We start from the raw sequence: 24,065 nt of genomic DNA on the forward strand, positions 1-24,065 counted from the left end.
TCTCAAATTCTTTTGTTTTAGGCCCCGTGGTGATCCAACCGGAACGAAGAGCCTCGGCAACTTCATTGATCTCTGCCTCTGACATATCGGGAGGCGAAAAAGGTATCTTCTTCATAAAATACAACAACACTATAAAATAAAACAAATAGTACCTAAACCTTTTGTTAGATATAATTTTATTCTCTTAACAACTTCTGAAATACCCACCCTCTTACACTGTTTGGCATCAACACTTTCACTGTGAAATGGACTGTCATATTAAATAAGTATCGAGGAAAACTGATGATTCTATGTTTATAACGCAACTTCTGTAAACCAGCTTCACTCCTGAAGTATTTCCAACCACCACGTCTAGCATACTGTCCTTCGCCCGAACGCATATATACAAGTACTCTATCTAAATTATTGAATTTGCATCCCACTAGATACATTCTCAACCACAAATAAGAATCTTCGTTTAAATACCAATCCTGATAGTTACCAGCTCGCAACACTTCCGACTTTCGGAACATCACCGCAGGATGATTAACTACATCGCGTTTCTTGATATATTGCATACATGTCTCACTACCTATGGGAACTGTACGTTTACCGATAACATTTTCAGGAGTACCAATAAAATCAACAATGTGCCCACTTGCAACACTCAACTCTAGATCTTTCTCAAACTGACAAAGTTGACATTCAAATCTGTCCGGAACAGATATATCATCTGCATCCATTCGTGCGACCAACTCATGCTTCACATGTTCCATACCATATTGCAAAGCCCTGCCGAGACCTTTATTCTCAACCTCCCAATGTACATAAACAGCCGGAATCTCCATTTCAAGTTGTTTGATAGTACTCGCCAGAGCATTAGGTACAGGTCCATCCACATAGACGAACACTTCATCCGGTTGTACCGTCTGCTTAATGGTCACACTCTCGATAGCTGTTCTAAAATCATCAGGGTTATCGTTCTTATAAACAGAAATAAGTACGCTAAATAGCTTGTTTTTCATTCTAAATAATAGAATACAAAAATTTTCTATGCTTCAATCATTAGGCAATTGAAACTTCAAAATAAAATGCCTCTCTCTTTTTTCTACTGGAGGCAATTGCATATAATCATGATAAAGATTTGTCAAATACCGATCATAGTCAGCAGGTATATAAACGATTTCTCCTTCAAACAAAGCCTCTTTTGGAGGAAAATATACAGAAGCATCAAATATTTCTCCATTATAATATTTTCTACCAGTAGGAATACCTAGAGGGTTACCATTCTTTGAAGAAGCCACAAAACGATCAAACCAATAAACCCATTTTGCATGTGGAATAATTCCGAAGAAAGATCCCATGATTTTCTTAATCTGATATCTTCTCTTTAACGATGAATCTAGAGATACAAATTCAGACAAAGACTTACTAGGATACTGCGCATACAAAACCATAATGGATATAAACTGGATTACATTGGCAACAAAACCTTTCATGGCTTGCATGAACTTAGACTGAGGTACTGAATCTAAAGCAAATACATCAATATATAAACCTTTAGGGAAGGGAGAGTTTTCATTGAAAAGTTCTATATTAAAGGAGTTCTTTCTATATATCTTCAAGAACACTGTTTTTGCATCAGTATCCCTATTAGGATAGTCAAACTCATATTTATCACCCAATCTCCCCTCCTTACACAATCGAATCAATTTTTCATAATCATCACGCCTCATCATTACGTCTAAATCATCATCCCAAGGAATAAAACCCTTATGTCGGACAGCCCCCAAACAACTTCCACCACTGAGCATTAATGTCAAGCCTTCTTTTTCACATAATTTCGCTACATCCCTGTATATATCCAACAAAGCTCGCTTCATGGCAGAAGACTCCGAAGATGTCATCTCATGTAAATAATTCGTTTTATGAGTTAACTCATTCATCAATTCACTATCAGATTTCATCATTTACGGTCTTTTTTTAACATCCACCACTTCTCCGGTCAGGGAAGAAAATATAGTATTCACCGACACAGACGCAACAACACTTGATTTCAACAAGGTATCCTCCGGTTCTATGCCAAAATTTCTCTCCCGCATAGGGGTCTTAGTCCGTTCCGGATTAATACAATTGATACGAATACCACTATCCTGCCACTCTTCACTCAACGCTTGTACAAAATTCACGATAGCGGCTTTAGAAGATGAATACAAGCTATATAATTGACGCCCCCTCGTATAAGAACTGGAAGTAAACAGCAGCAGCGCCCCTTTGCTCATTTTTAAATATGGATAAGATTCCCTTGCTACAATAACAGCTCCAAGATAATTCACATGAATACTCTTACAAATCTCCTCATATGTCATTGTAGCCAATGGCTCCCGATTCAAGACTCCAGCCGTATTGACAACCGCATCTATACGTCCTTCCTTATCCATGACGGTTCTCAAAGCATCAGCCACTAGAGCAGGATCGGAGACATCCACTCCATTCTCTGAACGGCTGAAAGAATAGATATGCGCCCCGTACTGGCGACAAATATGGATAATATCAAGCCCAATCCCATAGCTTCCGCCAAAAACAACGATAACCGATGAAGGCAAAGCGGCTATAGTCTTAGGAGTTACCGTTTCATTCTGTTGAGCGATTGATTTTAGCTGAAACAATTTATCCAATAAAAACAGATCTTCTTTGTAAGTCAATTTCATATTAAACTGTTCACCCTTGACTACATACACGAATTCTTCCGGAAGATACTTGTAGACAACCCCACAATCATCTGTCGTTTGAAAACTAACATCCTTTAAAGCCAATTCATAAGCTCGTTTTATCGTAGAACGCTTAAAAGCTTGCGGAGTCTGTCCGTTACGCAAATACTCCCTAGCAGGTATTCCGGTAATATGGTCCGCCGCATCAACTTGAATGATCGTATCAGTCGTCTTGATCGCGACATCCACCGCATTATACGTTTTCAAGGCATTGATACAATCAGATATAATACGATCATTGACCAATGGGCGAACCGCATCGTGGAAAATCATATTCACCTCTTCCTCATAAGCATTAATCGCCGCTAAACTTGAATGGTAACGTTCCTTTCCTCCCTTGAGGATTTTCTTCATCTTGGAATATTCATTCTTCACCAAGATATTCTCTACCTCCTGCACATAATTAGGATTAGAAACCACAACGATCTCATCTATTAACGGATGATTTTGGAAAACATCTATCGTATGTTCAATCACTTTTTTCCCCGCTAACTTCAAGAACTGTTTAGGTGTCGCATCTCCTAAACGTTGACCGAAACCACCGGCCAAAACCACAGCTATATTTCTCATGATGTATAGAATATGAATCTTTAAGATATTAAACTTTGAGTCGCTTGTATTTTATCAAAAGAAGCAGAAAAATCACGAAGCGCATCTTTCTCAATATACCTATATTCTCTATTTAAAAGAATCTCAAGGCACTCCTCATCAGACTTAACAAGAAAACCAGTTCTACGATCCCGGATCGTTTCTTGCGTCCCCCCTTTCTTACGTCCGATCGCAGGAATACCACAAGCTTGAGCCTCTAAATAAACCAAAGGAAGACATTCATCATAATTAGACAGTAACCAAAAACAATCAGCCGCAGAATAATAATAACTCAACTCATCCCTATTCCTTCTTCCTAAAAAAATAACAGATGTAGCTAACCCTTCTCTTTTAACCTCTTCCTTCAACGATTGCAAATAAGGGCCATCACCAATAATTACCCATATATATCGGTCATTTTTTTCTATCAAACGCTTATAAACAGATAACATCTCCGCAAGACCTTTCATCTTTTCTATCCTACTAACCGTAAGCAAGATATCTTTATCAAAAGCGTCTATTTGCTTCCTAAAATCGGAAGGAATTTCCCTAAATAGTTCTTTATCTATTCCTGTATAGATTACCTGAAATTTATTTGATATGGATTGAAAATCTCCGGCAGAGAATACTTTTTGTCTATGAAAATCACTGACCGAGACAATCTTTCTACAATTCATCAAACACTTCCTATGATAATGTTTCATCCTCAAAAACACGTTATAGAAAAGATTACTCTTCAGGTCTACATTTCTATAAACCCATTCAACCTCCACACCTTGTATGATAGGTACAGTTCTACTCAATTGTTCTTTTGAGAAATATTTTCCTGCTATAGCAGCCGAAGGACACTGATTCAACAAGATAATATCAAAACCATCCAAATCCATATTTTTTAGGAACGTACCATAATTATACATCCAAAAATACTCACCATATTTAATGGGTACTTGAATATATGTAAATTTAGTATTTTGGATTGGATTCTTATATTCCTTCGATAATACAGTCACTTTATGACCCAAGTCTACCAAAAGATTTGCATAATCATAAGCAACAATGATTCCTCCATCTAAATCTGGAAGAAAAGCATGGGTTACAATCAAAATATTACACATAAAGAATTAACACCTATGTTTTAAAGTAAAACTAGAGCAGTAACAAAACGGAATAATAAGATAAAATAAATCAGTAAACCCTTTCAAATTCAAAACAAAAAAATAAACAAATATTAAAATAAAAGGAATTTTTCCAAGATATTTATTATTTCTATAAACTGCAAATATAGATACAACTTGAAACACAATAAAACTAATCAATCCAACAATTCCAAAATAGAATATCATACGTATAAATCCAATATCTGTATGCATATAAAACCTGCCAAAAGAATCCATCCATAACCCGTCTCCTATCACCCAGGTCTTAAACAAAGAAGGAAATATATACATTCTAAACATTGCATTTGTCGAAGCCGTTTCCAATTGACCTGTCTGAGTATATGAATTAATCAATTCAAATCCAAAATCATAGGCTACCAACAAACTAGTCTTCACCTCATAAGAAAAATTCATCACAAATAAAGAAAAAGCACACAACACAATAAACATAATCAAAACCAATTTAATCGAACTAATTTTGATTTTCAATTTCCACATATTAGATTTAAATACAACAAATGCAATCGCCATTAAAATACCAACTAAAGTTGTTCTTGCCATCATCATACCAACAATAGACATCAAACAAAAAGCAAAGCACAAGAATACTTTTTCATACAACACACACTTTTTTTATCAGCATAAAATACTAACAACAACAAAATCATTCCATGTATTATACCTGATTGAAAAAATTGAGTACCAAACCCTATCAATCTAGCTCCCATCTCTTCAATCAATTTAGTTTCCGCCAAAGACGTATACTTCAGCAAACCAGTAAAATACACCATTTTATCCACATCTAAAAACATAACTAATGAAATAATCAATTGAAGCAACGCTGAAGCAATATAATATTTCACAACCAACTCAAAACTTATATCTTTATATAAAATTTTAAAAAGAATCGATATCGTATAAAATGAATACACATTTAAAAGATTCACAATTCCAAATTGCAAAAAAGTATAATCATGAGTACCATTTATAACAGTAGAAATAATCAAAGATATAATAACCAAATAAAACCCACAAAAAATATAAAAATTACACAATTTGATTTTAAAAATACCTTTATTGATAAAGAAATCATATAGAATACCAAAAAGTCCTAATACAACAGGAAAGGTCACAGGAAAGATCTTATAATGTATTTGATACACATAAGAAAACACACAAAACAACAGAATTATTTTTCCTAATAAACGAACAAAATATAGACACCCTCTGTTTAACACATCCATAACAGCCTATCTTTCTTTACAATAAATCTCTTTAACAAAGCCAATGCAACAACAATTTCAAATCGAAAGATATCACCACTAATAAACAAATAACACAAAGATTTAAATTCGTACTTTTTCAAAGAGAAATAAAGGACTTCCAACAATTCCCGCGGACACTCCTTTTTTTTTATATAACAAATTGTACTTATATTTATATTATTTTCGATTTGACGATCCAACTTTTCATCCTTAAATCGTGCAGAAATTAAACACCTACGACAAGCAGATGCAGTCCGTTTCTGGACATCACTAAATTTATGACTTACTTGTCCATCCGACAGTCTATATTTCAATAACGGTTCCTGTATATTATAAAACTCACCCAACAAAGATAAATCAATCCACATCTTATAATCCTCCGCATGAGGATAATCAGCATCATACCTCACCTCGTTATCAATGAGCACTTGCCGACGAACCATTACCGTTGGATGAGCAAAACAAGTCTGAATAAACAATAGATTTTTCAGATCTTCCGATTCTTCTGGCAAAAATCGGCATAAGGCGCAAAGAAAAGCAAAGTTCTACATAAATAAATGCAAGTCAGCATCTTGTATGCAGGGCGGGTTGAAGCAGGCTTCGGCATAAAATGCCTGAAAACACCCCTTTCGGACAAAGTTCGGCTACTAAACAGCTACCGATTCCGAAAGGGAGTATATACGGCATAACGAGTTCTGTTTCATTGCTTTGCCTTGTTTTGCATAACTCTTGGTAAGAAATAAGTAACTACCTTTAGAAACGAAAATTTTAGAGTTATGGAAACAAAGAGAAGTACGTTTGCGACCTCGTTCTACATCAAGAGATCCGCAGTGAGAAACCGGGACGGGAAAGCCCCCATCATGGTGAAAATCTCCGTTGACGGCGATGACAAGGCAGTGGGAACCAAGCTGTTCGTTACTCCCGACCTCTGGGAGAACGGCAAGGCGAAAGGCAAGTCCGCCGAGGCAAACGAGATAAACGGGCAACTGAAGGAGGTCTCCGCCCGGCTCACCAACCACTACCACCGCATCCTCCGGGAAGAGGATTTCGTTACCACCGAGAAGCTGCGCAACGCCTTCCTCGGTGTCGGCGTGATGGAGAACTGCATCCTCAAAGACTTCGGGAACATGAACCGGGAGTTCGGGGCGATGGTGGAGAAAGGGCAGCGAGCCAAGTCCACCTACAACAAGTATCTGGCTGTTTACAACCATTTCAAGACCTTCCTTTGGGAGAAAAAGAGGCGCACCGACATGGCTTACAAGGAGCTGACCAAGGAGATCATCACCGATTTCGACAAGTACCTGCGGGTGGAGAAAGGGCTGAGTGCCAACACCCTCTGGATATACACCATGCCCCTACTCAGCCTGACCGACAAGGCGTGGCGGCGTGGAATCGTCCGCACCGACCCCTTCGGCGAGTACAGCCTTGAAATGCAGGAGACCGACCGGGGCTATCTCACGGAAGAGGAGCTGCGCACCTTGGCTAACGCCGTGTTCGTCAAGAAACAGACCAGCCTCGTGCGGGACATGTTCCTCTTCGGGTGCTTCACTGGGCTTAGCTACATTGATATAAAGACGCTCACCCATGACAAGATACAGCGCATGGACTTCGACGGCGAGGAATGGATCATCACCCGGCGCACCAAGACCCGTGTGTCGAGCAACGTCCCCCTCATGGAGATTGCCAAGGAGCTGATAGAGAGGTACAGGGGGCTTGCCGGGGGCGACCTTGTCTTTCCCATGCCCAGCAACAGCGTGTGCAACACCCACCTCAAACAGATAGCCAAAGCCTGCGGCATCCACAAGGAGATCGGCTTCCACCTGAGCCGCCACACCTTCGCCACGACCGTCTATCTCTGCAACGGCGGCACCATCGAGGCGCTTTCCAAGATACTCGGGCACAAGCACATTTCCACCACCCAGATCTACGCCGAGGTGACCAACAGGATGGTAAGCTCCGATTTCCGGGCGATTTCCGGCAACCTCGCCGCCATGCAGCGGAGCGTGCTGGAGAAGAAGGACGGGAAACAGGACGGGAAGCGGGTGCGCCGCTCCCTCCGGGAAACGGCTTGATGCCTTTCCCCGGTGCAGAATGCGGCAAAGGCAGGAACTTCCGATACGGTGTCCCTGCCTTTGCTGCATTTCCCGATGCACACCCCCGTGCGTTTATGTTGGACTTTTCCCCCGTTTGCGCTTTGGGCGCATGTCCACGTAGTTCTCCTCCAGCATACGCAGCAGATCCGACTGGCGGTAGAGCGTCTTGCCCGGCAGCGATATGTACGGGATCAGCCGTTGCGTGCGGTAGTCCTGCAACGTTCTCGGCGTGATGTGCAGCAGCCTGCACACGTCCTCGCCCGTGAGATAGACCTCGCCGTTCATCGCCGGGCGGAAGTGCGCCGTTACCGTGTCGAGGTACCTCATGCCTTCCTCCAGTGCCTCGAAGTATGCCCGTACCTCTTCCGTGTCCCTTGTGATCACTTCCATCTCACTCGTCCTCCGTCATTTCCCGGCTCATGGCTTCCACGAACGCCTCCACGTCCTCCGTCCGGTAGTAAATCTTGTGGTTGATCTGGCTGTACGGCAGCAGCCCCCGGTCACGGTAGGTCTGCAATGTCCGCTTGCTGATGCCCAGTTTCTCGCACACGTCCGCCCCGTCCATCCAGTTCATCTTTTCGGGCGGACGGTAGCGGGCGCAAAGCTCCCTCACGTGCTGCGAAAAGCAGCCGAACCGTTCCTTCATCTCCTCGAAGGTCTTTCTCTCGATGCTTACTATTTCCATTGTCCCGATATGTTTTTATTGTTATACTTCCCTGCAAATATACCGGTCTGTATATGTCCGTGTATCAAAACCGTACCGCTTGTCCTCGTTTTGCTTCACGTTTGTAGCCTTGTCACGTTCCGGGCGATGAAAAGCAGGGAGAAGCTCTACATATCCGCACGCCCTTCCACATATTTTCCGCCCTTTCCGCTTGCCGTGTGCCGGACATTTCGCATATTTGTAACCGACCAAACATCATCACTATGGACGAGGCTGTCTTTATCGCTCAATACACCTTCCTTGCCACTCCTGCGGTCATCGAGGAGGAGAGCCGCATCTTGGGCAAGATCGCACGCCGCCTACGCTGCGAGTACGTCATCCGTTTTGAGGACGACGGCAAGTTCTATTTCCTTTTGGAGACCCGTTCCGGCTACGAGGAGCATTTCGCCCGGTGCGGCTGGTACATCGTCAGCCAGACCGACTTCAACAGCCGCCTGACCATCGGCATGGGCTTGTACGAGAGTGGGAACTTGGCGGGCTTCATGTACAGGCTCGATTCTGGCAGCGAGGACGAGGCACGTTTCTGGAACAATATCCTTGTCTTCACCTTCTTCAATGACTTCCGCAAGGCGTTCTTTCCGCTCGACAACCGCTTTCAGGGTTTCTTCCGCTTGGACGGCAGCTTGTGTTTATACCTTTATGACTATTGCCCCGTCCGGCGGAACGACAAGATCACCTTCGAGGGGAAGAAGGTGTCGAACGCCGTCTGGCGTTTCAAGAGCGGCGAGCAGACCGACCTTTTCGTCAAGCTCTTCTCCATCGCCGCCAGCCGCATCCGGGCGATTCAGGAGAACAGGCACCGTGCCGTGCTGGTTCCCGTCCCGGCATCCACACGGGAGAAGCACCGCACCCGGTACGAGGCGTTCTGCCGCAAGCTCTCGGCGGACATGGGAGTAGCCGACGGGTACGGGGCGATAACCGTCGCTTATGACCGGGCGCAATACAAGGGCACGCACGGGAACGGAAACCGCACCGCCAATCTGGAGTTCCACCCCGAACGGTTCAGGGGGAAGTGCGTCTTGCTCGTGGACGACGTGCTTACTACCGGGGCTACTTTCATAGCGCTGCGGCGCAAGCTGATCGGGTACGGGGCGAAGTTCGTCATCGGCTTGTTCCTTGCCAAAACAATGACTTTTGAGGATGAATAGAAAAGAATAAATATGATATAATGTTCTTAACGTATCGTTAAGTATAAACTATATATGAAATTTATCTATTACATGACAAACATCTATTGTAATAACAATGCGCTATTATTTTTGTCTTTTCCTAAAATAGGTAGTAAGTCTAAACATATATTTACTAACTCATCAATCTCATAATCTTTAAATATAATATATCCAAAATGATTCAGTTGTGTCTTTCTAAAATCAAAATCTTTACTATAATGATTGGTAATCCACTGACATAATTTATATTTAATAGGAAAGGAATATTTTAATGAATAATAGAATGTGTTTACAATACAAAGAGGTATATTGGGATTCTCTTCATATCTAACATCCATTGCTCGCGTCTTATAAAACTCCATAAAAGAGTTATCGTAAATAAACTTCGATTGATTAAAATCATAGACAATGGATGAGAAATTAAAAAAAGCTGTTTTGATTAAGCTGTATGGAGTACTCTTTAATTGAGAGTTTTGTATTCCCCAAGTTTTTTCTAAACTCCATACATCTACCCCAAGCATACCTACTTTTAGTTTGTATCCACCAAAACTATTCCTTTTAAAAGTAATATTCCTTAAATATTGCTTCGGAATTACTATATTGTCAATATCTTTCACAACTATATCTAAATCCCTATTATTGCTGATTCCCAATAAGAAATTACGAATTACGCCACTGAATATATATACATCAGTTTGTTTGGAAATTAGCAAAAGTAAGTTCCAAGAAGCATTATCCAGTAAAAAATCCCTTAGGTAAATTTTGAAAGAATTATTTTGCTTAGATATGTCATTTTCAATATTATCAAATCTTCTGTCCATTCAATTTACGAAGATGATTAAGCGCAAATTTATCTGTCATACAAGCTATAAAATCTCGTATTATTCTTAGTCTTTCTTCAACAGTAAAATCTTTCACATCAAACTCTTTATATAACTCTTCTATTTGTTTACATTTTCCATCTATAGATTCATACTTTTTATATTTGTCCTTGAAAAAAGGCTCTTGACCGTATAATTCCACATGCTCATGCAAAACTGTCATAAAAATAGATTTCGAAATAAGAGTTTTACCTCTTTTTCTAAAAGATTCTTCTTTATGAAAGAAATATTTAATATATGCGTTTAATATGCCTGAGATAACAGCTTCTCCTGTTACCTCTAAAGACATGATGTCTCTATTGGATAAAATGTTCTCACTCGATTCTGTTTTAAGAAGTTTTGTTACAGGATTTGCTTCTATTAATTCTTCATTATAATTTCCTTCAATAATATCATCCAAGTTGTCTACAAACTCTTTTGTTGCAATTTTCATCAAATATGTCAACAAGTTAGTTCTCAAATCAATCCATTCTTTTTTAGAATATTTTCCATCCTCTGTCTTAGGGATTAATTTATCTTGTATGTCTAACTTTTGTATTTTAGAGACTAATTCTTCATATTTAATCCATTGCTTTTGAATAGCATCCTCAATATCCATTATGTAATAACAAATAGAATCAGCTGCCTCCATAAGAAATGCTAATGGGTGACGATAATACTTTCCTTCAGGATTAATTAAACCACATTTTTTAACAACATCATCCAATACCTCCTTCTCAGAGAAGAATACTCCATGTTTATGTTTTCCAATTGCATTTTTCTTGTCTTTAGATTCGTAATTAGGATATTTTAATGTAGCAGCTAAAGTCGCATAAGTTAGATTTAATCCAAATAAATCACCTAAATATTGCAATTTAGTCAATATCCTAAAACCTTCTGCATTTCCATCAAATTGTGTATAATCATTCTTAAATGATTCATTCGCTAAAAATTCTTTCAAACTTTCTTTTTGAAAGCCTTCCAATCCTTTGTAAATATATCTGCTTAACTCACTGCTTTCTCCGCCTTTACCATCGCAAATATATTTTAGATTATCAAATAGGTCTCTAAAATATTCTTGAATTACAACTTCACCAAAATGCCCAAAAGGGGGATTTCCTATATCATGCACTAAGCAAGATGTTTTTAGTATCGGTGATATTTTTCTTAAAATATCTAATTCTTCAAGTCCTATCTTACTCTTAAATTCTTGATTTCCACAAAGATATATTCCAAATGACAATCCAATATTCATAACTTCCATTGAGTGTGTTAAACGAGAATGTATATTATCATCAGAAGTAAGTGGAAACACTTGGGTTTTGTCATGTAGCCTCCTACATGATGAACTAAAGATTACCCGACCAAAATCACTTTCGAAAGGATTTCTATAATCCATTTTCCCTGAATTTTCGAATCTATTGTCATCAACTTTAGATTTTCTTCTTCTTTTATCCTGCAATAATTTTTCCCAATCCATTTTCCTTTTTACTATATTGACTTACAAATGTACTGAATCTTTCTTATATGCCCAAATTTTACTACAGTTCTTATATACAACCACTTATATTTAACATAAGATAGTTTCTAATATAAAGCTTTATTAGGTGTCCAGATTTACTAAAACATAGGCTGAACGAGGATAGCTATTTCACTTTTGCGGTAATTTCATCTATCAAGTTCGTAATTTTCTCAATGGAGTACTTTTCTATCAATCTTCTATTTGCCGCTTCTGTCTTTAATTTCTCATTGATTAATTTTAGTTGGGGCAAATCCGATTGGCAGCATTCGTTCAAGTATTCTATTTCAGTGCCATAGGAGGTATATTTATAACGGGACTGCAAAAAATGCAGAAAGGTGTTGCGTGATTCGTTGGACAATCCCAAAATACTTTTTGAGACCTTGTCCGCATTAGCCTCTTGAAATATTGAAGTATCCTTATAAAGACACCGTTTGACCGGGATTGCATCATTCAATGCCAGATTCAGGCGTTCGCAAGTTTCATCCGTCAGATTTTCCAGCATGACAGACACTTTATTAGGACATTTCTCAAATCTTTGCTCGAATAGTTTTTGAAAATACGCAACCAGTACATTCAAAATTCGATCTGAACCAATATTAGAATGATTCCTTCTTGCACCCGCATGTACCTTTGAGTTACAACTCAACAAACCCTCCATATCGCTGATACCTTCCATTAGCCTGTCTATGGATTGCTTGCCTTGGGCAATGATGTCTTCCTCGGATACCTGAACAAGGTTGTCGCTATATAAAACCGATAGTATAGATATAATGACAAACAATTCTTTTAGATCAACGCTTTTATCCGCAAAGTAATACCGTACCGTTTCCTCGTAATGTTTCTCGTATTCTTCGTTATTCAGTCTCCAATAATCATACAGATTGTCCCAACTATTCAAACTTGCGTCTTCGGCTGCAAAGTATTGTTGCAAATAGGTTGTATCAAAATACCCGCTTTCCAGATAGCAGACAATTTCATTGACGATAAAATCACTGAAAATATCCAACCGCTTGCCTATCTCTATAAAGCGGTATTTAGAGAGGATTTTTTCACGCTCCTCATTTCTCTCTTTATCCGGGAACATATTGTACAGACTGTTGAACAGGCTCGCAATTTCGGTATTTCCACCCTTATACTCACAATAAACAGCGATAAAGTTTGCCAATAGCGATGTTATGATTAGTTCATATTTGGGAGATTCATGATAATGTTCCGGCAAAGCCATGACTATCCTATGGTAATCGTTCAGACATTGCCGAAGGACTCTTAAATTATCGAATTTAGAGGCTTGGAATATCTTGATGATAAGCTCTTTGTTATCAGACAATAGGTTTCTGTTGTTGGCGGATATTTCGCCAATGAAAAAATCGAGTGTCTCCTCTATATTCACTTTAATCTCGAAAGTGCGCCCGATGGTCTTTTCTTTGAAATCCTTGAATTTCAAATTAGATTTTTCGCCCTCTTTTTCGGCAATCTTGTTCTCATCGCCAATGATAATGACCTTGCATTTACAATGTTCTGAAAAGTAATTGATGTATCCCAACAAGGTTTCCAGTTTGACATCACACCTTTCAAGGTCGTCAAAAATCAGAATCTTGTTTCCTTTTATCTCGGAATTTTCTTCTTTCAACAGTAAAATGGAGTCCAAGTCACAGGTTACACTTCCTTCATCCTTGCCATCACCGTCAATGTCGTATTTCAAAGCGATTTTCGAGGCAACTTTTAATACATTCTTAGCTAATTTCATTCCCTTGCTATATAGCCACGGGGATATTTCTTTGTTGATTTGTTCTGTAATTTGCTGGGTCGTGGTCAAACCATATAAAGACACATAAATAGGCTGCCATTTTAACTTGTCCGCATCTCTGTTGTTTTTCAGTTGCTCCATCCATTGACGGATGAAAAACGTTTTGCCGCATCCCCAAGCGCCTCGCAACATGATGGCATATTGCGGATCGGGTATTTCCGCATATTCATTTAAGAAGGTGAGTATATTTTTATTCATAACCATATTCATTAGAGGTTTCAAAGTTACGGAAAAGAGTCGTAATGCTTGGCTGCGTTTCGCTTTAAGCGGTAGTGCTGTTTGTTATCTAAATCTTAATGTCTTTATTAGCAAAATCAAGGCACTATTTCGTAAATGGTTCGGTCGCTATTCTTGAAAATGGTCTGCTCAATCTGGCTTCCGACCTTTACGATACTGTCTATGTCTGCATAGACTTTCAGGCTGATAACAGGTGCATATTTCAGATGTTCGTAATCGACTGGAGTATTGTTATAGGTCGTTTCGACAATAGGATAATTATGTTCCTTTGCGAACTGTTTCAAGGTATCTATGTAGGGAAGCTGCTCTTTACCCATAGCTTCAAAATCTATGTAAAACTTTCCGTTCTCCAGCACAAAGTAGATGCAGTCCACACCATTGGAACAAATACCTATAAAATCATAATCAGTATTTCCTGCCTGCACGTTTCTCAATACATCCGGCAGTTTGTCTATCGTGATCCGGGCGGCAACCGGGATATTGGAGTTTATACCGTCGTTTTGCGTCACTCGTTTATTCCCATGCCCGCAACTCAATAAACTTAAGATAGAAGTAAATAGTCCCATAATTTTTAAGAATCTCATAGTTTTATGCTTATTATTAAGTAGATAATATGTAATTATATACATTTTCTGCTGTATATCTTCGCTTAGTTACAAATATATATCATAAGAGCGAAACTTCGGAATATTCGGTCTTCCTTTTTTCAAGGTATGCTTAAAAGCAGTTCTGCGGGTGTTTTTTTGGGCGTTCCCCTTCGGGTCGGGCTTTCCGCTGCAAGTCCTCGCTATGCTGTGGGCTTTCCCCTGCAATCCCTAACGTGGATGAAAGGGCTTTCACTGTCTTGCACCTGCACCTTGGCGCACGGGCTGTTCCGTCCCGGCGTCCGTTTCCGACCACTCCGTGAGGCTGCATGGCCGAAGCCGGACATCGGGGCGGAAGGACAAACGGAACACATCCGTCCGTGCCGTCACACGGGGCTTCGGCTGTTCGCCGAAACCTCCCGTGCCCCGTCCCGCCCGAAAGAGTTCCCCGGTGTTTGTCCGGCAGCCGGAACCTGACCGTCCTCCCATATACTTCTCCCGCCCGTATCTCCTTGCCTTGGGAAGCGGGCGTTCCCGGCTCTCCGGAAGGCTTCTTTTTCCTGCACCCGGCAAGTAACTTACCATTGGCTGAAATGACTGACAGGGCATTTTTTCCCTAAGCTGATTGGAAAAACATTGACGAAGGTAGGCGGAGGTGAAAGCAAATCCGCAAAAAATGCCAAATCTCCACCCTGCGGGTAGTATTTACCATTTTTTCAGATGGTTGCAATTCACCTTTTCCGCTTTCAATGATGGTCAATGTTCTTCCCAATCAGCCAAGGGAAAAAATTGGTTGGGGCGGCAAGCGATGAAAACAGAGTAATAACGATTAAAATTTGTGAGTTATGGCAACAACGAACAGCACCATCGAAAAGATTGCACCGATGTTCACCGATTTGTTAATCAAGAAAATCGAGTGCTTGAAAACGGATTGGCAAAAACCTTGGATAGCGAGCCTTGAACAAGGTTTGCCCCGCAACATCAGAGGAACGCTCTACAACGGCGGCAATGTCTTGATGTTATTGTTCTACACCGAGTTTATGAAATTCACTTTGCCCGTGTTCCTCACCTTCAACCAAGCGAAAGAAGAGGACTTGAGCGTCAGCAAGGGCGCACGCTCGTTTCCCGTCTATTATTGGTTCAAGTTCGTGGTACACAAGGAAACGAAAAAGACAATCAAGTACGAGGAATACCGCAAGCTGCCCGCAACCGAGCAGGAAAATTACAAGGTCATCCCGCAGATGAAGTATTACAATGTCTTCAACATCGACCAGACCGATTTTGCAGGAAAATACCCCGAACGCTACGAGCGCATGAAAAAGGGAGAGCAGCCCGAAGACTATTCGGACGGGATGATTTACGAGGCGTTGGACGAGCTTGTCTGTCTGCAAAATTGGTATTGCCCTATCAAGGTGCAGTATTCGGACAGTGCCTACTATTCGCCCTCTTCCGACCATATCGTTTGCCCGCAGCGTGAGCAGTTCCCGCAGGGAGCGGAATATTACGGCACGCTTCTGCACGAGATGGCGCACAGCACGGGAAGCCCCCAACGGCTGAACCGCACGTTCGGCAGCTTCTTCGGGGATGCGCTCTACGCCCGTGAGGAACTTGTCGCCGAACTTACCGCCGCCCTTTGCGGTGCGTTCTTCGGCTACGCAGCCGCACCGCAGGAGAACTACGCCGCCTATCTGAAACACTGGCTCACCAAGCTAAAGGAAGAACCCGCCTTTTTGGTGGAGATATTGGGGGACGTGAACAAGGCGGCGAAGATGATTGCCGACAAGGTAACCGAACCGATGAACGAACCCGCAGCAGCCTAAGCGGGACAGCAAAGAACAAGAGTATCAACCAACGGGCGGAGCAGTCCGCCCCACTAAAACACATAAAATCATGAACGTAATCTATTTGACAGAAGAAGAATTTCAGAACAGCAAGGCACGCATGGCAGAAACGGACAAGATAGATGGTTATCTGAAACTGATACAGCCCCTTTACGAAGCGGTGAGGAAATTCCAGCCCGATGCGCTCCTTTTGTATTGCGTCAGCCCGTCAGTCGAAAACCCTTGCTTTTACCGGCTTCATGTAGGGCTTATCCGTGAGGGTATTACGTTTGTCCTGCACCAAAGTTACAAGGACAAGAAATGTTATTTCGAGGTCGAGACCTCCATGTTTTCCGAAGCCAAAGGCAGCATCCTGCACCGACTGAAAGAGGAAAACCCCGAACCCAACCGGATAGGAGTTTTCACCAAACGGAAAATAGAGGACTGGATAACGTGGGGATTGAAGATTTACAAGGCATTGGAAGCCGAGAACGAAGTTATCCAACGGATGAAAGCCGAGTATTTCGCCAAACTCGGCAGCGAGCCAATCGAATGGAAGGACACCGAAAGGCATACCGAGGGCAAAATCAAGCGGAACGGGCTTGTTTTCTCCTTCCATATATGCGGACGCAGCATTTACGAGAAAATCGAGTTGTCCCTGCCTTACAACAAAAGCAATTACGACACGTTCGCACGGTTGGCGGACAATCGATTTACACTGAAATAGTATGAACCACGGGCGGAGCAATCCGCCCGACAATACCCAAGAACATGAAAACGGCATTTGTTTACAAACTGATATACCGCCTAACGGACGTATGCTGTTGTTTTTTTGCTGGCTCTTTGCCATACTCGTACCGCTTGGAACACCGTTGATGTTTCGCTATTTCAGTTGGATTGTTGCTTTTGCCGTAGTAATGATGCTCTGCTTTCTTCCCGACTTATTCTGCCAGCTCCGCTACACAGCCGGGCGGCGTGAAGCGCTCCGTGAATATTACGGAAAGATGAAACATCCCGGCAGGAAGCTCGCCAAAATAGTCCTTATCGCTATCGCCCTGACCGTGGTGAATGTCGCACTGATGTTTCACTTCGGGTTTATACATTGGGCATGATAAACGGCAAGAGAATAAGCATCGGTTCTATCTCTGGGATTACTTACATATCGGCTAATTTCCATTTCACGGCAGAAGCCGAAACATCATCATCTATATATGCTTGCAAATAGGAAGCCAAGTCTTTATATCGACTTTCGCCATTACAATCATACACCCATAATTCCGGTTCTTCCGTACCGTCAAACCAGATTAGACAAATCATTTCATAACTGTTATCACTTGCGGCAAAAATAGAAACTCTGTTAAGTGCAAATAACCCGGTTGCATGATCTTCCCAATTACCCATTGAGGCTTTTACATTTCGAACAATGCCAGCCAACCGTTCATCATCTGCACCTTCACTCCAAAAACTTTCGGTTTCTTCCGTATCAAGCCAATCTCCATGTGTGGCATTTAGCCATTTACCGAATAACTCATACCTGACTTTCAACATAGGAGAGGCTTTTCTATAAACACCACTTTCAAGAGTCGGCACACCCTTGTGAAAGTCGATAACCTTACTTGTTTGAGGATTATCTTCCAAAGTAATAACTATATCAAGTAATTCTTTTATCGTTTTCATTTCCTTTCTATTTGATGCTAATGGCTTGAAAAGGAACAATATTAGTCGTTTTCTTTTCTTGTTATCAACACAATTTCGTTTTTTATTTCTTCGTATTCTCCAAACCAATGATGAAAGGCAATCCAATCTATACCGTTTTTTCCTTTCCAAAAATCAACAGGATATTGCCAATCTGAATTATGACTGCTTCGGGGCGCAACTGCAAGATTTATATATTTATAAAAAGGTTCTGTATGCTTTTCAGTATGAAGAATACCACATACCCCCAATGTTTCTAATATCGCTTGCAACTTATAGTCAGCTTCTATATTATTTTTTTTCCATTGCTTAAAAAACGAACTCTTCTTTAAAGACTTATGAATATCTCTTATTTTCATGTTCCCTTCTGCTTGTTGAAGGTGTTTCATTATTTCTATGAATATTAAAATATCACTATCCGCAGGAGAGTTCCCCATTGTTCTATTTGTTTCACGCAATACAAATAATCGTTCAAATATATCATTCGTATTAGTTTCAATGGGAAAATATTCTTCTATATTCCCCATATTTTCTTCATAAAACGAAGAGCAAATAGGGCAAGGCTTTAAATTGTGATTTTCATCTACCAAGAGTTTAAAACTATGCAAAGGAAAGGTTTTCATTGTTGCATATACATACAAACAACTATTCCAACAAGCAGAAGACATTGTAGATAAAAATGTATCTGTATAATGCTTTTTATCTGCTTTATTGTATTCCTTGAATAATTCTTTTATTGCTTCATCATGTATCATAAGTCATACTATTGTTGATAATGTTTGGTGGCTAACTAACCTTTATAGGAATGTTCAGCCGCTTGTTATAATAAGTTTCCAATATCAAAGCCTAATTCTTTTAATACATTTGTTTGTTCTTTTTGGTATTCCAAAGTTCCACTATGGATAAAATCTTTATTTACAATATAGCTATTGGGGAAATCCTTGTAATACCTCATTAGAAAGTCTGGTATAATTTCATAAGTATTAAAACAAAATAAAATCTTACCGGATTTTACTAATCTAATAAACTCCTCTTTACTTTCACATTGATAAAGGTTCCCATCTTCATGAAAAACTCTACATTGATCAAGAAATAATTTCATGTTGAAATTAGCAAAATTAGCTAAATATTGAGGGCGTTGCCACCGTGCAATATCTGTACAGTTTGGAGATGATACGACTTTTTCCCATATACCTCGTTTTATAGGAAAAGAGTTACAGCTAAAATAGAGACGATAATGGGTTTGAGCAAATGTCTCTTCATTCAGTTCGCCTTCTAATGATGAAAAAACGCCATAACAGTCGTTTGTCAAAAGTCTTACATAATACAATTCACCACTTCGACCATTAATTTTATAAATTGCCCCCAACTCATATTTTGCCATAATGCTTTGATTTTTATTTATTATAATGTCCGGCGGATAACCGACCTTTCGGGGTGATTAATCCGCTTGTTAGCAACCTTTTTTCGTTTTATAGATTATTTCAGAATATCCATTTGGAAATGATTTGGTAATACTTTCTAAATCCCCATCGTCCTGATATTGGAATATGTGAACTAAATCACTACTACTTTTACCATCAATATCATATTGTTTGATTTCAATATGTGTCAAAGCGTTTTCTTTATAGATATAATTTTCTTCACGGCTGCCATGACTACCACATAACTGTAACTGTTTCAACTTTCCGCTCTCGAAAAAGTGATGGCATACATTCATCAAATGTTTACCATTATCATATAGAATACTTTTCACAAGATTGTCTGTATAATATAGGAAAGTGTGATAAAACTGATTTTCAATCGAACAACCAACCTTAACTTCGACTATTTGATTTTGATTATTAAATCCATAGATACAAAGATTTTTGGTGCTTTTTACTGTATCAGGACGCTTTACAGTTTTTCCTTGTCTGAAACCATTACGCTGATAGGAATATGGGGTAAGCTCATAAAACTCGCCCTTATACCACTCAGTTCTGACAACATCGCTTTCTATTTGTTGCCTTATGGTTTCAAAGTCATTTTTCAATGCTTCAAATTCAGTTCTTAAAGTTTCTTCAATCATTTCCATTTATTGGTGGTGGCTAATGTTTGGCAGCGTTCCGCTTGTTCAGTCGGTTTGCTGTTTGTTAGCCACCCTTAATATTTCTTCCATTTTTCTAAAGTTCTCCATTTATAAATTTACCGACAATTGTTTCACAATTATTGATAAAGTAATTCCAATCACCAACCTTAAAAATCTCTTCGTGTTCCCCATCAAAAGCATAGATGGTTTTATCTTTTGAATACCATAGAATCTGTACCCAGTAATTATCTGAATACTTGACCAAAGAAAGATATTTCTTTCTTTTCCATGTCATCTCCACTGCATCCATCAATTTATAAAATTCAATGTACTTACTATCAATTTTTCCAGAAAATTCTATTCTTAGATTATCGTGTTTGAAAAAATTGACCATTTCTTTAGGCAGTTTGTATTTTTTTATTATTTCTTTCAGGGCTTCTGCATTGTGAAAATCCTCTGGCTCCAGACTCTTGATATATTCTATCATCTCTTGATTATTGTTTAGGACTGCAATTGTATATGGTCTTTCCCCATACTTGCTTTTAATGGTTATATCAGCCCCTTTCTCCACAAGCCATTTTACCAAATCAATAGAATTGCGTTGTGTCGCTACCATAACAGGAGTTTCTTGTTGGGTAAACACCATTTCATATTCATGGTAATTTATGTCTGCCCCATAGTCTAAAAACATCTGGGCTAATTTCTTGTCTTTTTCATAAATCGCTGACCTCAGGCAGTTACTTCCATATTTTTTTACTGTTATACCATGCTTTTCAAACACATCAATGTTTTTGAAATTCTTTCCAAAGAAAATATCATCATATATTCTTTTACATTGCCTTTTAGTCAGATTTTCCAAGGCACCATGTTGTATAAATAGCTCGCATATTTCAGTTGTACAAAAACGGGCTGCATTTGAAATCGGTGTTACCCAATCTCCCTCTTTTGCTCTCACATTTACTCCCTTTTCTAAAAGCCACTTGATTGCTCGTTCATTCTTACATTGAATAGCAATCTCTATAGGAGTAATATCTGCATATTCACTCAAGACTATTTTCTGATTTATATCCCAACCGTTATTATATTCTTTTTCTAAATTGTCAATATCATTGTTTATGATATGCTCGACTACTTGGGGGACTGTTTTAAAATTTCCTATATAACCGATTTTGTACATAAGTTCATTGTCATTTTAAGTAAATGTTTGGTGGCTAATGGGATGTAGATAGCAACCTGTTCGGGTTGCTTATCTACTTGTTGGCAATATTTTTATTCTAAATTAAAATACCATTCCAAAAAAGAATTAAAGTCTTTCCATTGTGGTAATAACTTTCCATTCTGGAAATTGATTAGTTTTTCGCCTAATTCAATTTCAATAACTTCCTCTGTTTTACGATTATAAAAGAAACCACCTTCTGCTTCAAAACTATCTAATGGGAGGTACTCATCTGGTAACTTTAGGATATTCCGAGCAGATTCGATAGCATAACTCAAATCGTCCGAATAAATACTGAACCAACATACATTATACATTTCACTATGCCGCCCAAGAAATGACATTTCAGTAGTATGTAAATTGAAAAATGCAAAATCGCTATTCAAATCAATACCTAAATTGATTAAAGCAGTTTTGTATTTTTCATCTTCCTTTTCTGAATAAATGCCTTGTTGTTTCAGATGTTCTATTATTTTATTGCTCAGCATAATTGAATGGTATTTCATTCATTTTACATTTTATTGCTAATGTTCGGTGAATAATCGACCTTTAAGGAGATTGATACGCTTGTTATCTGCATTTACTAATAAAAATCACAATAAAGCCTCCAATCTCCAGTTTGACTGTTTTTTGCCAAATAGAAATTTCCGCTATCTATGATATTAAGGTTCGCTTTTTCATCTGAAGCTATCTGAATCATAAATTCATATCCATCACCGAAATCTATACCTGACTGTATATAATTAGGATAACCGCCTATTTTATGCCCAGCAAAACAATCCGTATAGTCATAATAGTCGGTGATTTCCCCAGAATCTTCCATTTCCACCAACTCATCTTCTATATCCATTGGAATGTCGCCACTATCCCATACAGGATAATCTTCAGTAATTAGTTGGCTTTTCAGCGGATAGGGCTTTATACGTGATGATGATTGCATGTATATATCCTTAACAACCAACACATCTTCTTCTTTGTATTCACGAATAACCCAAGCATCTCCGTTATATGCCAGTCTGCCGGGCATATTTTCAGACACAAAAATAGTCAATACTTTCGACCCTTTAAGTGCATCAGGAATATAGGGCAACCCTTCAAGACATATTTGTAATAATGGCAACATTGCTTTACCATTGTCATCTATCGGTATATCTTCGTTTTCTCTATATAGATACACTTGACCAATCCAATTTTCAGTGTTGGAGTTTGTAGGTCTAAATCCCCCAGTTATAAAACCAGTTGCCCTTTTAACCAATTGTTTTTTTATTTCTTCAATTCTTTTCATTTTTTCTATGCAGATAATGGGATGCAACTTGCCGCCGTTAGGCGGAACAGGTGCTTGTTATAAGCTAAATTTCGTATTCAATCTTGTAATCTTCATATACCTTGAATACCGTTTCACAATCAGATAAAATACTTTCAAGTAAAGGTTTGACCTCACTATTCCAATCCAACTTACCCAAACCAGCACCTATTTTCGGGAGCGACACAGTTTTGACACCTCTGCTTTCGCACACTTTTTTCAAGCGTTTCAAACCTTTATTCAGATATGTAAGTTCTGCATGATACATATCGGGTTGTGTAGCGATGTAGATTATACCCGGAGAGAAACCTTTGATTTCTCCTATAAACACATCGCCAGCCTGAAACTTAGTGTTTCGTGTATGCTTCTTAAAGAGTTTTTGGATTTCAGGGAATTGGCTTGACAGCTTAAAGGCAAGCCCAGTTCCTAATCCTTCTTGTGAGCCAACAGCTACACCTTGTGCTATGTACTCATCTTTACTCTGTAATATATCTCCCGAAATGTATTTTATCATATTGTTTCCGTTTTTTCAGTTGCTTATAATGTTCGGTGGATAATCAACCTTTCAAGGGAGATTAATCCGCTTGTTATAAGCGACTTTTTTCCTTAATATATTCTTCTATATTAGATGGATTGGTTAAGTCTACGCATAAGCTCCAACCCCAATCCGCCAACAATACGGGAGCTATTTTCCCTAATGCAATTAGGACTTTTCTCCACATATCTATAGTGATGGGAGCTATTTCTATATCAAGCCAAATAGCATTCACTATTCCAGATTCGTTTATCGACCAAAAGATATTTTGCTCATATCCATTGCCTCTGCCATCGGTTGCTTCTGATTCTTCCCTATAGCTGGAGTAACCTGTTTCAACTAAATCGTAAGGAGGTAAAAAGCTCAAAGCCACGTTTAATTGTTCTGAGCGCAAACCAAGTTCTTCTATTCCGTGAGGACTATTCTCACGAATAAAAATATCAGTGAAGGAACCATTTTCTGATTGATGTTCTTGGGAGAAATCATTTATTTCACCCATTTGTTGCAAGCAATAATTCTTGGCAGTCAAAGGGAGTATTTCCCTCTGGCAATAATCATCTTCGTGGAAAAATGCTATCCGTTTTTGTTTGTCCATAATTTATTTCTTTTATCGCTTATAATGTTTGGCAGCTAATCGCCTTTTGGGGCGATTGAGGTGCATGTTAGTTGTCT

General features: G+C 39.4%; 29 protein-coding genes. 6 read left to right on the top strand and 23 right to left on the bottom strand.

The genetic code is table 11. From position 1 onward, the window contains the following. The 8 genes from E5342_RS19850 to E5342_RS16245 all read right to left on the bottom strand — a co-directional run. On the bottom strand, positions 1-115 hold a 115-nt coding region (locus E5342_RS19850; protein WP_135959797.1), incomplete at its 3' end, for a DegT/DnrJ/EryC1/StrS family aminotransferase. 61 nt (positions 116-176) lie between these two features. Continuing rightward, the gene (locus E5342_RS16215) at positions 177-1,004 is read right to left on the bottom strand and encodes a glycosyltransferase (protein ID WP_011966605.1); all 828 of its coding nucleotides are present in this window, start codon (positions 1,002-1,004) and stop codon (positions 177-179) included. A 33-nt stretch (positions 1,005-1,037) separates the two neighbouring features. Beyond that, the gene (locus E5342_RS16220) at positions 1,038-1,949 is read right to left on the bottom strand and encodes a LicD family protein (protein ID WP_246867138.1); all 912 of its coding nucleotides are present in this window, start codon (positions 1,947-1,949) and stop codon (positions 1,038-1,040) included. Further along, positions 1,950-3,320 (bottom strand): bifunctional cytidylyltransferase/SDR family oxidoreductase, encoded by a 1,371-nt coding sequence (locus E5342_RS16225; RefSeq protein WP_121735587.1) that lies wholly within the window; start codon positions 3,318-3,320, stop codon positions 1,950-1,952. Positions 3,321-3,340: 20 nt separating this feature from the next. Beyond that, the gene (locus E5342_RS16230; protein ID WP_121735586.1) at positions 3,341-4,453 is read right to left on the bottom strand and encodes a glycosyltransferase family 4 protein; all 1,113 of its coding nucleotides are present in this window, start codon (positions 4,451-4,453) and stop codon (positions 3,341-3,343) included. Positions 4,454-4,459: 6 nt separating this feature from the next. Next, positions 4,460-5,116: a hypothetical protein gene (locus E5342_RS16235; protein WP_135959798.1), complete on the bottom strand. Its 657-nt coding sequence runs from the start codon at positions 5,114-5,116 to the stop codon at positions 4,460-4,462. Then, the gene (locus tag E5342_RS16240; protein WP_135959799.1) at positions 5,077-5,739 is read right to left on the bottom strand and encodes a hypothetical protein; all 663 of its coding nucleotides are present in this window, start codon (positions 5,737-5,739) and stop codon (positions 5,077-5,079) included. Before E5342_RS16240 ends, E5342_RS16235 begins: the two co-directional genes overlap by 40 nt. Beyond that, the gene (locus E5342_RS16245; RefSeq protein WP_246867139.1) at positions 5,727-6,272 is read right to left on the bottom strand and encodes a hypothetical protein; all 546 of its coding nucleotides are present in this window, start codon (positions 6,270-6,272) and stop codon (positions 5,727-5,729) included. Before E5342_RS16245 ends, E5342_RS16240 begins: the two co-directional genes overlap by 13 nt. A gap of 264 nt (positions 6,273-6,536) precedes the next feature. On the opposite strand from E5342_RS16245, the gene E5342_RS16250 reads away from it, so the two are divergent. Then, complete coding sequence (locus E5342_RS16250; protein ID WP_135959800.1) at positions 6,537-7,832, top strand: site-specific integrase; 1,296 nt, start codon at positions 6,537-6,539, stop codon at positions 7,830-7,832. A 93-nt stretch (positions 7,833-7,925) separates the two neighbouring features. Here the strand turns inward: E5342_RS16250 and E5342_RS16255 are convergent, their stop codons facing one another. Together E5342_RS16255 and E5342_RS16260 are read right to left on the bottom strand one after the other, a co-directional pair. Continuing rightward, entirely contained in the window at positions 7,926-8,243 is a 318-nt protein-coding gene (locus tag E5342_RS16255; RefSeq protein ID WP_005858007.1) for a helix-turn-helix domain-containing protein, read from the bottom strand. 1 nt (position 8,244) lies between these two features. Beyond that, positions 8,245-8,538, bottom strand: coding sequence for a helix-turn-helix domain-containing protein (locus E5342_RS16260; RefSeq protein ID WP_005829826.1), 294 nt, complete (start codon positions 8,536-8,538; stop codon positions 8,245-8,247). Positions 8,539-8,780: 242 nt separating this feature from the next. Here E5342_RS16260 and E5342_RS16275 point away from each other — a divergent pair, with 242 nt between their 5' ends. After that, positions 8,781-9,725, top strand: a complete 945-nt coding sequence (locus E5342_RS16275; RefSeq protein WP_246867140.1) for a ComF family protein — start codon at positions 8,781-8,783, stop codon at positions 9,723-9,725. An 83-nt stretch (positions 9,726-9,808) separates the two neighbouring features. Here E5342_RS16275 and E5342_RS16280 read toward each other — a convergent pair whose 3' ends face one another. From E5342_RS16280 to E5342_RS16295, 4 genes are all read right to left on the bottom strand, one after another. Next, on the bottom strand, positions 9,809-10,567 hold the full coding sequence (locus tag E5342_RS16280) for a hypothetical protein (RefSeq protein WP_135959801.1): 759 nt from the start codon (positions 10,565-10,567) through the stop codon (positions 9,809-9,811). Continuing rightward, positions 10,551-12,086, bottom strand: a complete 1,536-nt coding sequence (gene dgt / locus E5342_RS16285) for a dGTP triphosphohydrolase (protein WP_135959802.1) — start codon at positions 12,084-12,086, stop codon at positions 10,551-10,553. The genes E5342_RS16280 and dgt overlap by 17 nt, the downstream gene beginning before the upstream one ends. 166 nt (positions 12,087-12,252) lie before the next feature. Further along, entirely contained in the window at positions 12,253-14,133 is a 1,881-nt protein-coding gene (locus tag E5342_RS16290) for a P-loop NTPase fold protein (RefSeq protein WP_135959803.1), read from the bottom strand. Between the two features lie 116 nt (positions 14,134-14,249). Further along, on the bottom strand, positions 14,250-14,756 hold the full coding sequence (locus E5342_RS16295) for a hypothetical protein (RefSeq protein ID WP_135959804.1): 507 nt from the start codon (positions 14,754-14,756) through the stop codon (positions 14,250-14,252). A 129-nt stretch (positions 14,757-14,885) separates the two neighbouring features. Between E5342_RS16295 and E5342_RS19420 the strand changes: the two genes are divergently transcribed. The 4 genes from E5342_RS19420 (at position 14,886) to E5342_RS16315 (ending at position 17,688) form a co-directional block, all read left to right on the top strand. Beyond that, the gene (locus tag E5342_RS19420) at positions 14,886-15,233 is read left to right on the top strand and encodes a hypothetical protein (protein WP_168354509.1); all 348 of its coding nucleotides are present in this window, start codon (positions 14,886-14,888) and stop codon (positions 15,231-15,233) included. Between the two features lie 368 nt (positions 15,234-15,601). Next, positions 15,602-16,576: an ArdC family protein gene (locus tag E5342_RS16305; RefSeq protein ID WP_135959805.1), complete on the top strand. Its 975-nt coding sequence runs from the start codon at positions 15,602-15,604 to the stop codon at positions 16,574-16,576. Positions 16,577-16,646: 70 nt separating this feature from the next. Beyond that, positions 16,647-17,303, top strand: a complete 657-nt coding sequence (locus E5342_RS16310; protein ID WP_121736225.1) for a hypothetical protein — start codon at positions 16,647-16,649, stop codon at positions 17,301-17,303. A gap of 1 nt (position 17,304) precedes the next feature. Then, positions 17,305-17,688, top strand: coding sequence for a hypothetical protein (locus tag E5342_RS16315; RefSeq protein WP_349237399.1), 384 nt, complete (start codon positions 17,305-17,307; stop codon positions 17,686-17,688). 43 nt (positions 17,689-17,731) lie between these two features. On the opposite strand, the gene E5342_RS16320 is transcribed toward E5342_RS16315, so the two are convergent. The 9 genes from E5342_RS16320 to E5342_RS16360 form a co-directional block, all read right to left on the bottom strand. Beyond that, entirely contained in the window at positions 17,732-18,253 is a 522-nt protein-coding gene (locus E5342_RS16320; protein WP_135959806.1) for a hypothetical protein, read from the bottom strand. Between the two features lie 41 nt (positions 18,254-18,294). Next, entirely contained in the window at positions 18,295-19,026 is a 732-nt protein-coding gene (locus tag E5342_RS16325) for a hypothetical protein (protein ID WP_132140442.1), read from the bottom strand. A 65-nt stretch (positions 19,027-19,091) separates the two neighbouring features. Then, on the bottom strand, positions 19,092-19,655 hold the full coding sequence (locus E5342_RS16330; protein ID WP_004295267.1) for a hypothetical protein: 564 nt from the start codon (positions 19,653-19,655) through the stop codon (positions 19,092-19,094). Positions 19,656-19,724: 69 nt separating this feature from the next. Next, positions 19,725-20,345: a hypothetical protein gene (locus E5342_RS16335; protein WP_135959807.1), complete on the bottom strand. Its 621-nt coding sequence runs from the start codon at positions 20,343-20,345 to the stop codon at positions 19,725-19,727. 88 nt (positions 20,346-20,433) lie between these two features. Further along, a complete protein-coding gene (locus E5342_RS16340) occupies positions 20,434-21,516 on the bottom strand; it encodes an ankyrin repeat domain-containing protein (RefSeq protein ID WP_135959808.1) in 1,083 nt (360 codons plus the stop codon). Between the two features lie 92 nt (positions 21,517-21,608). After that, positions 21,609-22,043 (bottom strand): hypothetical protein, encoded by a 435-nt coding sequence (locus E5342_RS16345; protein WP_135959813.1) that lies wholly within the window; start codon positions 22,041-22,043, stop codon positions 21,609-21,611. Positions 22,044-22,138: 95 nt separating this feature from the next. Next, positions 22,139-22,840: a DUF1963 domain-containing protein gene (locus E5342_RS16350; protein WP_005647590.1), complete on the bottom strand. Its 702-nt coding sequence runs from the start codon at positions 22,838-22,840 to the stop codon at positions 22,139-22,141. 64 nt (positions 22,841-22,904) lie between these two features. Further along, on the bottom strand, positions 22,905-23,372 hold the full coding sequence (locus E5342_RS16355; RefSeq protein WP_135959809.1) for a macro domain-containing protein: 468 nt from the start codon (positions 23,370-23,372) through the stop codon (positions 22,905-22,907). A gap of 73 nt (positions 23,373-23,445) precedes the next feature. Then, complete coding sequence (locus E5342_RS16360) at positions 23,446-23,988, bottom strand: hypothetical protein (RefSeq protein ID WP_135959810.1); 543 nt, start codon at positions 23,986-23,988, stop codon at positions 23,446-23,448. Positions 23,989-24,065 lie beyond the last annotated feature (77 nt).

The sequence above is a fragment of the Parabacteroides distasonis genome, from assembly GCF_004793765.1.
Lineage (GTDB): Bacteria > Bacteroidota > Bacteroidia > Bacteroidales > Tannerellaceae > Parabacteroides > Parabacteroides distasonis_A.

What these genes read in the sequence shown, in the direction of transcription:
- E5342_RS16215 (WP_011966605.1), bottom strand. Translation starts at nt 1,004, where the DNA reads ATGAAAAACAAGCTATTTAGCGTACTTATTTCTGTTTATAAGAACGAT.
- E5342_RS16220 (WP_246867138.1), bottom strand. Translation starts at nt 1,949, where the DNA reads ATGATGAAATCTGATAGTGAATTGATGAATGAGTTAACTCATAAAACG.
- E5342_RS16225 (WP_121735587.1), bottom strand. Translation starts at nt 3,320, where the DNA reads ATGAGAAATATAGCTGTGGTTTTGGCCGGTGGTTTCGGTCAACGTTTA.
- E5342_RS16230 (WP_121735586.1), bottom strand. Translation starts at nt 4,453, where the DNA reads ATGTGTAATATTTTGATTGTAACCCATGCTTTTCTTCCAGATTTAGAT.
- E5342_RS16240 (WP_135959799.1), bottom strand. Translation starts at nt 5,739, where the DNA reads ATGGATGTGTTAAACAGAGGGTGTCTATATTTTGTTCGTTTATTAGGA.
- E5342_RS16250 (WP_135959800.1), top strand. Translation starts at nt 6,537, where the DNA reads ATGGAAACAAAGAGAAGTACGTTTGCGACCTCGTTCTACATCAAGAGA.
- E5342_RS16255 (WP_005858007.1), bottom strand. Translation starts at nt 8,243, where the DNA reads ATGGAAGTGATCACAAGGGACACGGAAGAGGTACGGGCATACTTCGAG.
- E5342_RS16260 (WP_005829826.1), bottom strand. Translation starts at nt 8,538, where the DNA reads ATGGAAATAGTAAGCATCGAGAGAAAGACCTTCGAGGAGATGAAGGAA.
- E5342_RS16275 (WP_246867140.1), top strand. Translation starts at nt 8,781, where the DNA reads ATGGACGAGGCTGTCTTTATCGCTCAATACACCTTCCTTGCCACTCCT.
- E5342_RS16280 (WP_135959801.1), bottom strand. Translation starts at nt 10,567, where the DNA reads ATGGACAGAAGATTTGATAATATTGAAAATGACATATCTAAGCAAAAT.
- dgt (WP_135959802.1), bottom strand. Translation starts at nt 12,086, where the DNA reads ATGGATTGGGAAAAATTATTGCAGGATAAAAGAAGAAGAAAATCTAAA.
- E5342_RS16290 (WP_135959803.1), bottom strand. Translation starts at nt 14,133, where the DNA reads ATGAATAAAAATATACTCACCTTCTTAAATGAATATGCGGAAATACCC.
- E5342_RS16295 (WP_135959804.1), bottom strand. Translation starts at nt 14,756, where the DNA reads ATGAGATTCTTAAAAATTATGGGACTATTTACTTCTATCTTAAGTTTA.
- E5342_RS19420 (WP_168354509.1), top strand. Translation starts at nt 14,886, where the DNA reads ATGCTTAAAAGCAGTTCTGCGGGTGTTTTTTTGGGCGTTCCCCTTCGG.
- E5342_RS16305 (WP_135959805.1), top strand. Translation starts at nt 15,602, where the DNA reads ATGGCAACAACGAACAGCACCATCGAAAAGATTGCACCGATGTTCACC.
- E5342_RS16310 (WP_121736225.1), top strand. Translation starts at nt 16,647, where the DNA reads ATGAACGTAATCTATTTGACAGAAGAAGAATTTCAGAACAGCAAGGCA.
- E5342_RS16315 (WP_349237399.1), top strand. Translation starts at nt 17,305, where the DNA reads ATGAACCACGGGCGGAGCAATCCGCCCGACAATACCCAAGAACATGAA.
- E5342_RS16320 (WP_135959806.1), bottom strand. Translation starts at nt 18,253, where the DNA reads ATGAAAACGATAAAAGAATTACTTGATATAGTTATTACTTTGGAAGAT.
- E5342_RS16325 (WP_132140442.1), bottom strand. Translation starts at nt 19,026, where the DNA reads ATGATACATGATGAAGCAATAAAAGAATTATTCAAGGAATACAATAAA.
- E5342_RS16330 (WP_004295267.1), bottom strand. Translation starts at nt 19,655, where the DNA reads ATGGCAAAATATGAGTTGGGGGCAATTTATAAAATTAATGGTCGAAGT.
- E5342_RS16335 (WP_135959807.1), bottom strand. Translation starts at nt 20,345, where the DNA reads ATGGAAATGATTGAAGAAACTTTAAGAACTGAATTTGAAGCATTGAAA.
- E5342_RS16340 (WP_135959808.1), bottom strand. Translation starts at nt 21,516, where the DNA reads ATGTACAAAATCGGTTATATAGGAAATTTTAAAACAGTCCCCCAAGTA.
- E5342_RS16345 (WP_135959813.1), bottom strand. Translation starts at nt 22,043, where the DNA reads ATGCTGAGCAATAAAATAATAGAACATCTGAAACAACAAGGCATTTAT.
- E5342_RS16350 (WP_005647590.1), bottom strand. Translation starts at nt 22,840, where the DNA reads ATGAAAAGAATTGAAGAAATAAAAAAACAATTGGTTAAAAGGGCAACT.
- E5342_RS16355 (WP_135959809.1), bottom strand. Translation starts at nt 23,372, where the DNA reads ATGATAAAATACATTTCGGGAGATATATTACAGAGTAAAGATGAGTAC.
- E5342_RS16360 (WP_135959810.1), bottom strand. Translation starts at nt 23,988, where the DNA reads ATGGACAAACAAAAACGGATAGCATTTTTCCACGAAGATGATTATTGC.